This is a genomic window from Bacillus sp. UMB0728 (assembly GCF_002858875.1).
Classification (GTDB): Bacteria; Bacillota; Bacilli; order Bacillales; family Cytobacillaceae; genus Bacillus_AB; species Bacillus_AB infantis.
This window is the reverse complement of the sequence record NZ_PKLA01000003.1, coordinates 661,071-674,029: the sequence shown is the minus strand read 5'-3', so window position 1 is coordinate 674,029 and position 12,959 is coordinate 661,071. Positions and strand designations below refer to the sequence as shown.

12 protein-coding genes are annotated in these 12,959 nt (G+C 47.1%); all 12 read left to right on the top strand.

The genetic code is table 11. The features are described from left to right. Positions 1–370: 370 nt before the first annotated feature. The 12 genes from alaS to CYJ37_RS14415 all read left to right on the top strand — a co-directional run bounded on the left by alaS (position 371) and on the right by CYJ37_RS14415 (position 12,840). A complete protein-coding gene (gene alaS, locus CYJ37_RS14470) occupies positions 371–3,004 on the top strand; it encodes an alanine--tRNA ligase (RefSeq protein ID WP_101550388.1) in 2,634 nt (877 codons plus the stop codon). Positions 3,005–3,131: 127 nt separating this feature from the next. Continuing rightward, a complete protein-coding gene (locus CYJ37_RS14465; RefSeq protein WP_009796225.1) occupies positions 3,132–3,398 on the top strand; it encodes an IreB family regulatory phosphoprotein in 267 nt (88 codons plus the stop codon). A 6-nt stretch (positions 3,399–3,404) separates the two neighbouring features. Next, positions 3,405–3,821, top strand: a complete 417-nt coding sequence (ruvX, locus tag CYJ37_RS14460) for a Holliday junction resolvase RuvX (protein ID WP_094766997.1) — start codon at positions 3,405–3,407, stop codon at positions 3,819–3,821. A 12-nt stretch (positions 3,822–3,833) separates the two neighbouring features. Next, entirely contained in the window at positions 3,834–4,121 is a 288-nt protein-coding gene (locus tag CYJ37_RS14455) for a DUF1292 domain-containing protein (protein ID WP_009791701.1), read from the top strand. Positions 4,122–4,492: 371 nt separating this feature from the next. Further along, on the top strand, positions 4,493–5,626 hold the full coding sequence (gene mltG / locus CYJ37_RS14450; RefSeq protein WP_101550386.1) for an endolytic transglycosylase MltG: 1,134 nt from the start codon (positions 4,493–4,495) through the stop codon (positions 5,624–5,626). A gap of 409 nt (positions 5,627–6,035) precedes the next feature. Beyond that, on the top strand, positions 6,036–6,674 hold the full coding sequence (locus CYJ37_RS14445) for an O-methyltransferase (RefSeq protein WP_009791703.1): 639 nt from the start codon (positions 6,036–6,038) through the stop codon (positions 6,672–6,674). Between the two features lie 5 nt (positions 6,675–6,679). Beyond that, positions 6,680–7,609, top strand: coding sequence for a peptidase U32 family protein (locus tag CYJ37_RS14440; RefSeq protein ID WP_101550384.1), 930 nt, complete (start codon positions 6,680–6,682; stop codon positions 7,607–7,609). 47 nt (positions 7,610–7,656) lie between these two features. Beyond that, a complete protein-coding gene (locus tag CYJ37_RS14435; protein ID WP_101550382.1) occupies positions 7,657–8,925 on the top strand; it encodes a peptidase U32 family protein in 1,269 nt (422 codons plus the stop codon). Between the two features lie 4 nt (positions 8,926–8,929). Further along, positions 8,930–9,565 carry a uridine kinase gene (udk, locus tag CYJ37_RS14430; protein ID WP_009791706.1) on the top strand — a complete coding sequence of 212 codons (636 nt, stop codon included), beginning with the start codon at positions 8,930–8,932 and terminating at the stop codon, positions 9,563–9,565. A gap of 166 nt (positions 9,566–9,731) precedes the next feature. Further along, positions 9,732–10,208, top strand: coding sequence for a transcription elongation factor GreA (gene greA, locus CYJ37_RS14425; RefSeq protein WP_009791707.1), 477 nt, complete (start codon positions 9,732–9,734; stop codon positions 10,206–10,208). Positions 10,209–10,280: 72 nt separating this feature from the next. Further along, the gene (locus tag CYJ37_RS14420) at positions 10,281–12,041 is read left to right on the top strand and encodes a peptidoglycan D,D-transpeptidase FtsI family protein (RefSeq protein WP_101550380.1); all 1,761 of its coding nucleotides are present in this window, start codon (positions 10,281–10,283) and stop codon (positions 12,039–12,041) included. Positions 12,042–12,147: 106 nt separating this feature from the next. Then, positions 12,148–12,840 (top strand): DUF1510 family protein, encoded by a 693-nt coding sequence (locus CYJ37_RS14415; RefSeq protein ID WP_101550379.1) that lies wholly within the window; start codon positions 12,148–12,150, stop codon positions 12,838–12,840. Positions 12,841–12,959: the final 119 nt, after the last annotated feature.

The window sequence follows — 12,959 nt, the reverse complement described above, 5'->3', positions numbered from 1 at the left end:
AATCAATTTTCATATCAGTATAATGCGACTATACGATAATTGAAGATAAGAACAACATGAAGAAGGATCGAGTATGTTATAGACCATCCTGGCATCTCTTTTATAAGTGGTGCACCAGAGAGGAATTCCGCGGCTGAAAGGATTCCGGATGAAGAATAACAGAACGCTAATCCTGAGTGCAGCTAATCCCTGCCGTTCTCCGCGTTAAGGAGCTTGAGAGACGAAAGTTTACTTTCGTAATCAGGGTGGTACCGCGAGCAAGCTCTCGTCCCTGTCCAGGGATGAGGGCTTTTTGTGTTGTTTTTAAAGAATTCTTCGCTGCCCTGCACTTGAAGCAATGGCGGCAAAATAAGATCAGGAGGAAATTCTAATGAGAAATCTTACAGGTTCAGAAATACGCCGACTGTTTTTAGAATTTTTCAAGGAAAAAGGCCATTCTGTAGAACCGAGTGCGCCACTTGTGCCCCACGATGATCCTTCATTGCTATGGATCAACAGCGGTGTGGCAACATTGAAGAAGTATTTTGATGGCAGGGTGATACCGGAAAACCCAAGGATTACCAACGCCCAAAAATCAATCCGCACAAATGATATCGAGAATGTCGGCAAAACGGCGCGCCACCACACTTTCTTTGAAATGCTGGGGAACTTCTCGATCGGCGACTATTTTAAGGAAGAAGCAATCGACTGGGCATGGGAGTTTCTGACGGATGAGCGCTGGATTGGATTTGACAAAGAAAAGCTGTCAGTCACCATCCACCCGGAAGATGAAGAAGCCTTCAGCATCTGGACGAATAAAATCGGAGTGCCTGAAGAAAGGATTATCCGCCTTGAGGGCAACTTCTGGGATATCGGGGAAGGCCCGAGCGGACCGAACACCGAGATTTTCTATGACAGGGGACCAGAGTATGGGGATGACCAAAATGATCCTGAGCTTTATCCAGGCGGCGAAAATGAGCGTTACCTCGAGGTTTGGAACCTGGTATTCTCCGAGTTCAACCATAACCCGGATGGCACTTATACACCGCTCCCAAAGAAGAACATTGATACAGGCATGGGTCTTGAACGCATGGCATCTGTTGTCCAGAACGTGGCAACAAACTTTGATACAGACCTGTTCATGCCGATCATCCATGCAGTGGAGAAGATTTCAGGAAGCAAATATGGGGAAAGCAATGAACAGGACACAGCGTTCAAGGTTATAGCTGACCATATAAGGACAGTTGCATTCGCAATCGGGGACGGTGCCCTTCCTTCCAATGAAGGCAGAGGGTATGTACTGCGCAGACTCCTTCGCAGGGCAGTCCGCTATGCAAAGCAGATCAATATTAACCGCCCATTCATGTTTGAGCTGGTAGATGTTGTCGGGGAAATCATGGCAGATTTCTACCCGCAGGTAACGGAAAAGGCCGAATTCATCAAAAAGGTCATCAAGAATGAAGAGGAGCGTTTCCACGAGACTTTGAATGACGGCCTTTCCATCCTTTCATCTGTCATTAAGAAGGAAAAAGAAAAGGGCAGCAATATTATTCCGGGCTCGGACGTATTCCGCCTGTATGACACTTACGGTTTCCCTGTTGAATTGACAGAGGAATATGCCGAAGAAGAAGGCATGAAGATCGACCAGGACGGCTTTGAAGCTGAAATGGAAGGCCAGCGTGAACGCGCGCGTACAGCACGCCAGGACGTCGGCTCTATGAAGGTCCAGGAAGGTGTGCTTGGCGACATCAAGACTGAAAGCCGGTTCGTCGGCTATGAGGGACTTGAAGCGAAATCTGACGTCGCTGTCATCATCAAGGACGGGCAAGTGGCCGAAGCAGCCGGGGCAGGCGAAGAAGTGCAGCTGATTCTTGACCAGACTCCATTCTATGCAGAAAGCGGCGGGCAGATTGCCGATAAAGGCGTTCTTGAGGGCGAAGGGGTTAAGGTCATCATTAAAGATGTCCAAAAAGCGCCGAACGGCCAGAACCTGCATAGTGCAGTAGTGGAAAGCGGCATTCTGGAAACCGAAGCCGGCGTCACGGCGAAAGTCGATCCGGATTCCCGGAACAAAGTGATTAAGAACCATACAGCTACCCATCTATTGCACCAGGCTCTCAAGGATGTGCTTGGCACGCATGTAAACCAGGCAGGCTCACTTGTTGGTCCGGACCGCCTTCGCTTTGACTTCTCCCATTTCGGGCAAGTGAAGGAAGATGAACTGGAAAAAATCGAAGAAATCGTCAATGAAAAGATCTGGAGCAGCCTGAATGTCGTCATAGAAAACAAAGGAATCGATGAAGCGAAGGCAATGGGGGCAATGGCATTATTCGGAGAGAAATACGGAGATGTTGTCAGAGTGGTCCAAGTGGGCGATTACAGCCTTGAGCTCTGCGGCGGTTGCCATGTCCGCAATACGTCGGCCATTGGTTTGTTCAAGATTATCTCTGAAAGCGGAATAGGCGCAGGAACAAGAAGGATTGAAGCAGCGACTGGCGAAGCAGCTTACAAGCTTCTTAAGGAACAGGTCAATATCCTGACCGAAGCCGCAGCTTCACTGAAGTCGAGCCCGCGGGATGTGGCTTCCAGGGTGGATGCACTTCTCGGCGAAATGAGGCAGCTTCAGCGCGAAAATGAATCCCTTTCAGCCAAATTGGGCAATATTGAAGCTGGAAGCCTTGTTTCAAAAGCCAAGGAAGAGAATGGGATCACTTATCTGGCTGCAAAGGTTCAGGCAGCAGATATGAACAACCTCCGCAATATGGCGGATGATCTGAAGCAGAAGCTCGGTTCGGCAGTTGTCGTGCTTGGCAGTGTGAATGAAGGGAAAGTGAATCTCATCGCAGCTGTGACAAAGGACTATATCGAAAAAGGCTATCATGCCGGAAAAGTCATCAAAGAGGTGGCAGCACGCTGCGGCGGAGGAGGCGGCGGCCGTCCGGATATGGCACAGGCAGGCGGAAAAGATCCTGAAAAACTGGAAAGTGCGCTTCAATTTGTGGAAGAATGGGTAAAATCCGTTTGATATCGTTTGAAAGTAGTGTAGAATGTAGGTAACTATTAACATTTGCTGTGCGGGGCCGAAAAGCCGGTACAAGCTTCATGAACTGTGCCGGTTCCGGCCGCAATGCAGAAAAGCGAGGTGTAATGTGATGAGCTCATTTGATAAGACAATGAGATTCAATTTTCCTGAGGAGCCATTTGAACATGATGTAAATGATGTTCTTCTGCAAGTCTATGAAGCACTTCAAGAAAAAGGGTACAACCCCATTAACCAGATTGTCGGGTACCTTCTTTCAGGAGATCCTGCATACATCCCGCGCCATAAAGATGCACGAAATATCATCCGGAAACTTGAACGGGACGAGATAATTGAAGAATTGGTCAAATCGTATTTAAAGCAGCAGCGAGAGGGATAGACTATTATGAGAAGCATGGGGCTGGATGTGGGTTCCAAGACTGTAGGCGTAGCGCTGAGCGATGAGCTTGGCTGGACTGCGCAGGGATTGGAGACCATCCGCATTAATGAAGAAGAAAAAGAGTTTGGTTTTGATCAATTAGGTAAAATAATTAAAGAGTACGATGTCAGCACCATTGTGGTAGGCCTCCCTAAGAACATGAACGGGACGATTGGTCCCCGGGGAGAAGCAAGCCAGTTTTTTGCCGGCGAGCTAGAAAGGCTCTTCGGGCTTCCTGTCGTCCTTTGGGATGAACGCCTGACTACAATGGCAGCAGAACGCGTTTTGCTTGAAGCTGATGTAAGCAGGAAAAAAAGGAAAAAAGTAATCGATAAAATGGCTGCCAGCATGATCCTTCAAGGATATCTGGACAGCCGGAAATGATGAGGTGGCATAATGGAACACGGAGAAAAGAACATTACAATCGTAGATGAAGACGGCAACGAACAATTATGTGAGGTGCTCTTCACATTCGACTCTGAGGAATTTGGCAAGTCTTACGTATTATACTATCCTGTAGGAGCAGATGAAGATGATCAGGATGACATCGAGATCCATGCTTCTGCATATGTGCCTGGGGAAAGTGAAGAAGGCGACCTGCTGCCGGTTGAAACAGATGAAGAGTGGGATATGATTGAGGAAATGCTCAATACCTTCCTTGATGAAGAAGAAGGCGAAGAATAAGAGCTGAACCGGTCCTTTAGAGGGACCGGTTTTTCTTTTCTGTTCTAATTTAATCACTGTCTAGCAGCTGGGCCTGCCCCCTCGAGGTCACAAGACAATCCTCCCAAAAAGAACGCCTTTCCGGGGGGGGGTTGTCTTAAGGCCCCCGGGGATGGGTGTCATGCAGGCGTTGCCACAGGACGTGGCGTTATTAGGCTGGGTTCCTTAAGGGTGAGCAAGGCGCTTACGCTTTTCTCAAGGAAAAGAGTGGAAAATTTTTGGTTTTTCGCTAAATTTCGCACGCTGATTTTGAAAGTATAGTATAATAATGCGAGATTATATAAAGGAACAGGCCAAACAGCCTTAGAATCCTGTACACTGAGGGGGATTAGATGTCTGCTGAAGAAAAGAATTCTAAAAAAGACCTGATTCGGCAAAAGATGCTGGAGCGTCAGAGTGAGGCAAAGGTAGTCCGCAAGATTGTGCTGATCATTGCGGCAGTCCTTGTGCTTACAGTCGGCCTGGTTGCCGGAGGAGGCTACTTTTACATAAAGTCGGCTCTTGAGCCAACTGATCCGGGCAATAAGAAGAAAATTCCCGTTGAAGTGCCGATCGGGTCTTCCGTTGGCGAGATCTCACGCCTGCTGGAGGATAAAGGGCTCATCAAGGATGCCCGCGTCTTCAAGTATTATGTTAAGCTTAAAAACGAATCCGGATTCATGGCAGGGGATTATCCTCTGAATCCGTCAATGACGATCCCTGAAATTATTGAAAGCTTGAAGACTGGAAAGGTCGTGCAGGAAGCCGTGTTTAAGCTGGCTATTCCTGAAGGCAATCAGCTTGACCAGATATCCGGTATTATTGCCGATAAAACCGGGCAGAAGCAAGAGGATGTTTTTGCCAAGCTTAATGATAAGGAATTCATCAGCACATTGATGGAACAATATCCAGAGGTGCTGACAGAAGAAATACTGAATGAAAATATCAAATATCCGCTGGAAGGATATCTCTTCCCTGCAACATACCCATTTTATAAAGAAGATCCAACTATGGAAGAGATTGTGAAAGTTATGCTCGATAAGACACGAGAGGTGCTTGCAGAGTACAGCCCTCAGGCAGAAGAGCAGAATATGACTCCGCACCAGCTTTTGACCATGGCTTCCCTCATCGAGGAAGAGGCTACCCAGCAGGTGGACCGGAATAAAATTGCCAGCGTATTCTACAACAGGATTGAAACGGGCATGCCGCTTCAGACTGACCCGACAGTCCTTTATGCAAAGGGAGAACACAAGTCGAGAGTCCTTTATAAGGACCTTGAAGTGGACTCACCGTACAATACGTACAAAAACACGGGATTGACCCCTGGTCCGATCGCCAACGCAGGCACCATGTCAATTGAAGCGGCCCTTAACCCGGAGGACACGGATTTCCTGTACTTCCTTGCCACCCCGGAGGGAGAAGTCCTATTCTCCAACACACTTGATGAGCATAATGAGAAGAAAGCAGAACACATAACAAATAATTAGAAATGACTCAGGGCTCCCGGCACGTGCTGCAATTGCTTCAGAAGCGTTTCGGGAGGCCAGAAAAAGGGAATGCGGAAACACTCGCATTCCCTTTTTGTTTATGGTAAAATAGTTCAAGTGTTTTATACAGACTGTTTAATTGGCGGATTCTTTCTGCCCGGCACGCTGCAGCGGAACTGCCGGCAGATGCCTATATAGCGATTATTATCTTTCTGCACAGTAAGCCTGTGCATCCTTCATACGCATGTGTGATAGCGTGAACCACAGACAAGCATGGATTGGCTTCACTTAAGCCCTTTTCTGTACGGCCTTCCTTAAGGCTTTGCGAAACATCCGCTCTGTTGTGCGCTATTTTTTCATGCCTGAAACGGAGGGCTGCAGGCGGTAAAAGGATGGAGGGGAAGACTGCTTGCTGACAGATAAAGTACATGGATATATAGAGGGACTGATTCCTGAACGGCCGGGACTTTTCCTTGAGATGGAGGAGTATGCAAAAGATAATGGTGTACCCATCATGGAGCTGCCGGGGATAGAAGCGCTTCTCCAGCTGCTCAGGATTCAAAAGCCGAAGCAAATACTTGAAGTTGGTGCAGCAATAGGATACTCTGCTCTCCGGATGTCGTTCGCGATCCCTGATGCACATATTGTGACAATTGAAAGGGATGAAGAGCGGATTGAATCGGCCCGCGGATATATCAGGGCTGCAGACCGGGAAGACCAGATCACCCTGCTTGAGGGTGACGCCCTTGAGCTCGAGGGAGAAACATTAAAATATGGTCCTTACGATGCGGTATTCATCGATGCGGCAAAAGGCCAGTATAAAAAATTCTTTGAGATCTATGCGCGTCAGCTATCAGATGGCGGCTTGATCATAACGGACAATGTCCTGTTTAAAGGGCTAGTCTGTGAAAGTGAGATCGAGAATAAGCGCATTCGCAGTCTTGTGAAGAAAATCAGCGAGTTCAACGCATGGCTGATGAACCATCCGGATTATGATACTGTCATTCTTCCGGTCGGCGACGGCGTTGCAATCAGTAAAAAGAGGTGACCACAATGAAAAAACCTGAATTGCTTGTTACTCCAACAGGTACAGAAGATATCATCCCGCTTGCGGAAGCTGGGGCAGACGCTTTTGTAGTTGGCGAGCAGAGATACGGCCTGAGGCTGGCCGGCGAATTCAGCAGGGAACAAGTAGCAGAAGCAATCACATTGGCCCATTCAAAAGGCAAAAAAGTGTATGTGGCTATGAACGCCATTTTCCATAATGAAACAGTGGACGAGCTTGGCGATTATATCCGTTTTGTGCAGGAATCAGGGGCAGACGCGGTTATTTTCGGCGATCCGGCTGTATTGATGGCAGCACGTGAGGCAGCACCTGACATGAAGCTGCACTGGAATACAGAAACAACAGCCACAAACTGGTATACATGCAACTACTGGGGAAGAAAAGGTGCCAAGCGCTCTGTGCTTGCCCGTGAAATCAATATGGATTCGATTATTGAAATCAAGGAAAACGCAGAAGTTGAAATCGAGGTCCAGGTTCACGGCATGACTGCCATGTTCCAATCTAAGCGCTCCCTTCTCGGGAACTATTATGAATACCAGGGAAAAGCGATGAAGGTCGAAAACCGGGCGAAAGAGCAGAATATGTTCCTTCATGATAAAGAACGGGAGAATAAATATCCGATTTTTGAAGACGCAAACGGGACCCATATCATGAGCCCTAATGATATCTGCATTATTGATGAGCTCCAGGAAATGGTCGAGGCCGGTGTGGATTCATTCAAGATTGACGGTATCTTAAAATCTGCAGATTATATCCTGGAAACCACAAAGCTCTACCGCAAAGCAATCGATTTGTGCACAGAAAGTCCTGAAGAATACGAAGAAGTGAAAGATGATCTGCTGAACGCGGCGGAAGAAATCCAGCCTGACAGCAGGCCGCTGGATACAGGCTTCTTCTTTAAAGAAACCGTATATTAATTCAAAACTATTAAGCCTATTTTGACTTATAATCAGGAGGTTTTATCGTGAACGCAATTAAAGATAATATCTCGCAAATAGTGGACGGCAAAAGGGTAATCGTCAAAAAGCCTGAGCTTCTTGCTCCGGCCGGAAACCTGGAAAAGCTGAAAATTGCCGTCCACTATGGCGCAGATGCCGTTTTCATCGGCGGCCAGGAGTATGGGCTCCGGTCAAATGCCGGCAATTTTACATTTGAGGAAATGAAGGAAGGCGTAGAGTTCGCAAAGAGCTATGGTGCAAAAATTTACGTGACGACCAATATCTTTGCCCATAACGAAAATATTGACGGGCTTGAGGACTATCTTCTCGGCCTCAAGGAAGCGGGAGTGGCTGGAATTATCGTAGCTGATCCCCTTATCATTGAAACCTGCCGCAGGGTTGCCCCTGAAATCGAGGTTCACCTGAGCACCCAGCAGTCACTTTCAAATTGGAAGGCCGTTCAGTTCTGGAAGGAAGAAGGGCTTGAGCGGGTTGTGCTTGCAAGGGAAACTAGTGCCGAAGAAATCCGTGAAATGAAGGAAAAAGTGGATATTGAAATTGAAACATTCATCCATGGCGCAATGTGCATCGCCTATTCAGGCCGCTGTACGCTGAGCAACCACATGACAGCAAGGGACTCCAACCGTGGAGGCTGCTGCCAGTCATGCCGCTGGGATTATGATTTGTACAAGCTGGAAGGCTCTGAGGAAGTGCCGTTATTCCAGGAACAGGATGCACCTTTTGCCATGAGCCCTAAGGATCTGAAGCTGATAGAATCGATACCGCGCATGATTGAATTGGGCATCGACAGCCTCAAGATTGAAGGCCGCATGAAGTCGATCCATTATGTGGCTACAGTTGTCAGTGTTTATCGCAAGGTCATTGATGCTTATTGTGCGGATCCCGATAATTTTGTGATCAGGCAGGAATGGCTGGAGGAATTGGACAAGTGTGCGAACAGGGAAACGGCGCCTGCCTTCTTTGAAGGGGTTCCAGGGTATAAAGAGCAGATGTTTGGAAATCATAGCAAAAAGACGACCAATGATTTTGCCGGCCTGGTCCTTGGATATGATGAAGAAACGCAAATCGTCACACTTCAGCAGCGCAATAAATTTGCACCGGGGCAGGAAGTGGAATTTTTCGGCCCGGAAATCGAGAACTTTACACAGGTGGTCGATAAAATCTGGGATGAAAAAGGCAACGAACTGGATGCTGCCCGCCACCCGCTGCAAATCGTCCAGTTTAAACTGGACAAGCCGGTATACCCTAACAACATGATGCGGAAGGAGTTTTAACATAATGAATCGCAAACCTGTTGTTATTGGTGTTGCCGGCGGATCCGGCTCTGGAAAGACAAGTGTCACAAAAGCGATTTATGAAAGCTTTAAGGGTCATTCGATCTTAATGCTTGAGCAGGATTATTATTATAAAGATCAGACCCATCTTCCATTTGAAGAAAGGCTGAAAACAAATTATGATCATCCGCTTGCATTTGATAACGACCTTCTGATTGAGCATATCGAAAAGCTGCAGAGCTATGAACCCATTGAGAAGCCTGTCTATGATTATGCCATGCATACAAGGTCCACTGACGTCATCCATGTGGAGCCAAAGGATGTCATCATCCTAGAAGGCATACTTGTACTGGAGGATGAAAGGCTCCGCAGCCTTATGGATATGAAGCTTTTTGTGGATACCGATGCAGATTTGCGCATCATCAGGCGCCTTTTCAGGGATATTAAGGAACGGGGCAGATCGATGGATTCAGTCATTGAGCAATATGTCAATGTTGTACGCCCGATGCACAACCAATTCATCGAGCCGACGAAGAGATACGCAGATATCATCATCCCGGAGGGCGGCCATAACCACGTGGCCATTGACCTGATGGTAACAAAAATTCATACAATTCTTGAACAAAAGTCATTTTTATGAAACAATAGCATAGAAAAAATGTTAAGATAAGTCTAATGAACAGAAAGCATGCGCGCCCTTTGTCAAAAGGACGCGCTCCTGTGCATTTGCGAATAAAGCAGATGCTTACATACTTACCAATGCACAATCTAAATGGGGGTTGTGATTCTAGAAGGAGTGAAGGATATTGGCTACAGAAAAAGTATTCCCAATGACACAGGCTGGAAAAGAAAAGCTTGAGCAGGAACTGGAGCATTTAAAAACAGTAAAGCGTAAAGATGTTGTAGAGCGTATCAAAATCGCCCGCAGCTTCGGCGATCTTTCCGAGAACTCTGAATATGATTCAGCGAAAGAAGAGCAGGCATTTGTAGAAGGGCGCATCACTACCCTTGAAAATATGATCCGCAATGCAAAGATCATCGAAGAGGATGAGGCAAGCGGCGATACAGTGACACTAGGACGCTCTGTTACATTTGTTGAACTTCCGGATGGAGAAGAAGAATCTTACACAATCGTCGGAAGTGCAGAGGCAGATCCGTTTGAAGGAAAGATTTCCAATGATTCTCCAATCGCAAAAAGCCTGATGGGCAAAAGGGTCGGGGATGAAGTGACAGTTCAGACACCGGGCGGGGATATGAGCGTCCGCATTACAAGCATTAAATAAGGAACCAGTCTTTTTCATAAATATGGTTTGAAATGGGCACACCTCGTCAACACTTTTGACGAGGTGTTTTTTATGTGGAAAAAAAGGGCCATCATTGTCATAAGTATATTCATGCTGGGGATTGTTCTGCTGATCGGGCGGCTCATCCAGATCCAGCTTGTTTCAGCAGAACACTTTTCTGCTCATAATATCAATCTTCTGGATGCCAGCGTCAGGCAGCGTTCCCAGGAGATGGTGATCGACAGCGGGAGAGGCTCTTTCCTGGACAGGAATGGCGAGCCCCTGACCCATCAGGAAATACCTGTACTGGTTTTATTTCCATTTTTGAAAAATATGGATTGGGATTCGCAAAAGGTCGCCTCCATCACAGGCATATCGGAAACTGCCCTTTTATATAGCATCAAAGGAGCAAAAGAGCCGTTTGCCTATGGCAAGCCGAAGCCTATTGAATTGACCGATGTACAAGCTGAACAAATCAATTCACTTAAGATACCTGGTGTATTTGCTGTTGAAAAAAAATACAGCCTAGCCAATAATCTGGCAGAACAGCTGATTGGCATCACCGGACAGAATAAAGAAGCGGTGCAAAAGCGCTATCCCGGCAAAAACCTTCCTGAAGATACCGTGATCGGCGTTTCCGGTCTTGAAGAAAGCTTTGATGAGTTTCTGATGCCCGATGGCGAATCCAAACTTGTCTACCATGTGGATGCGGCAGGAGGCCCGCTGTTTGGGATAAACGTCAAATATGTCGAGCCTGCAAATCCTTTTTATCCTGTCAACATCAAAACCACTCTGGATGCGGCCCTTCAGGAGGAAGCAGAACGGCTGGCAGATGTGCATGGAATCCAGAATGGGGGGATGGTTTTGTTGGATATAGAGAATAATACCGTCCTTGCCATGGTGTCCAGGCCGCAGATCAATAAAACGGCCCCTTATAAAGACGGGGGCCTGGTGAATGCAATGATCAAACAGCAGATTATCGGATCCGTTTTTAAAACGGTGGTGGCAGCTGCAGCCATTGATTATAACCTGGACAGCCCGGAAAGGCAGTTTGACTGCAGCCGGAAAATCAATGGCCAGCCGGACACGGTTTACCAGCATGGAATGCTAAATTTTACAGACAGCTTTGCCAGGAGCTGCAATAATACATTTGCAACCATTGCCAAGGAACTGAAAGAGATAGATCCTGCCATACTGGAGGACTATGCCGGAAAGCTGTCTCTTACAGGAAAGTCAGGCTGGGAAGGGGATATCTATCACTTCACTGATTTCCATCAGCTCGCGCGGGAGGATGAAGGCCGGGTATTTTACTCAGAGGATGCCAAGAAGGACAGCAATTTTGTCGCCCTGACCGGCATCGGACAGCATGAAGTGAGGGCCACTCCGCTTGGGGTGGCGAATATGATGGCCACCATTGCCAAGGGCGGAAAAAAAGAAAGCATCCGTGTTGCCTCTGAAATTGAATATAAAAATGAAACCTCGCTGCTGAAATTTCCGTCCAAAGATTTAGGGGGCGGCAAAATATCCCCTTATACGGCTATGAAACTGCAGAAGCTTTTGAGAGAAGTTGTTGTCAATGAAGAAGGAACCGGAAGATGGTTCAAAGAGCTTCCATATTCAGTGGCCGGCAAATCAGGAACTGCGGAGACAGGACAGTTCGATGATGGAGAGCAGCTGCATAATAAATGGTTTGCGGGATACTTCCCTTACGAAAAACCCAAATACGCCCTTGTCGCAGTCAATCTAGGAGTCAAAGAGAACGAAGGGGGAGTCAATCCGCTTTTTGCGGATATGGTTAAAGCTGTCCATGGGTTTGATGAAGAAATGGAATAGAAGAAGCCCGCAGCCGGCAAGTTTTTCTAACATCAAATTCCTTCATGTTTTGCCGGCACTCATGGTAGAATGTTGACAACCATATATATGGGGAGGAGAAAAACACGTGAATGGCAATTTCGAAGAATCAAACGGGTCATCCCGCTCAGGGAAAAGGGCTAAAAGAAGAAAAACCAATATTATTCTAAATACGCTGATCGGGGTTGTGCTCTTATTGATCATTATTGTATCTGCCGCGATATTCCTGGGCGGCAATGATGATGAAGCAGCCGAGCAGGCACCGGCGTCTGAAAAAGCCGATCCAGAAAATAATGATAAGGATAATGATAATAATACATCTGATGAAACAGCAGGCCAGGAAGAAGAAGCAGACCAGGCTGAGGATACCGCCCAGGATGGCGGAGATGCTGAAAATGCAGATGAGGATAATGGAGAAGAAGCGGAAGAAGACCAGGATATTGAGGGAGATGCAGAGGTCACCGACGGCGGCAGTGCTCCTGATGTCGAAAAGACCATTGTTAATCCTTCATGGCAGCCGGTCGGCACTTCCCAGACAGGCGAGCACACAGCCGTCTATGAAGGCGTGGACTGGAATGAGATGGTCCAGGCCATCACCTATGCCACTGGAATACCTGAGAGCAATATGACCATCTGGTTCTTAGGGAATAACGGCCCCAATCAATCGGTCGGTACCGTCTCCACCAAAGACCAGCAGGAAAAATACCGTGTCTATATTGAATGGGTGGACGGACAAGGATGGAAGCCTGTTAAAATGGAAGAGCTGAACAGCATCCAATAAAGTAAGGCTCTTTTCTTAAACTTTGTTGTTTTCCATTAATGCTTACCATGAAATATCATGATAAGAAAAGAGCTGCTCTCTTTACAAAGAGAAAGTCTTTTTCCGAAAGCAGCAATCTA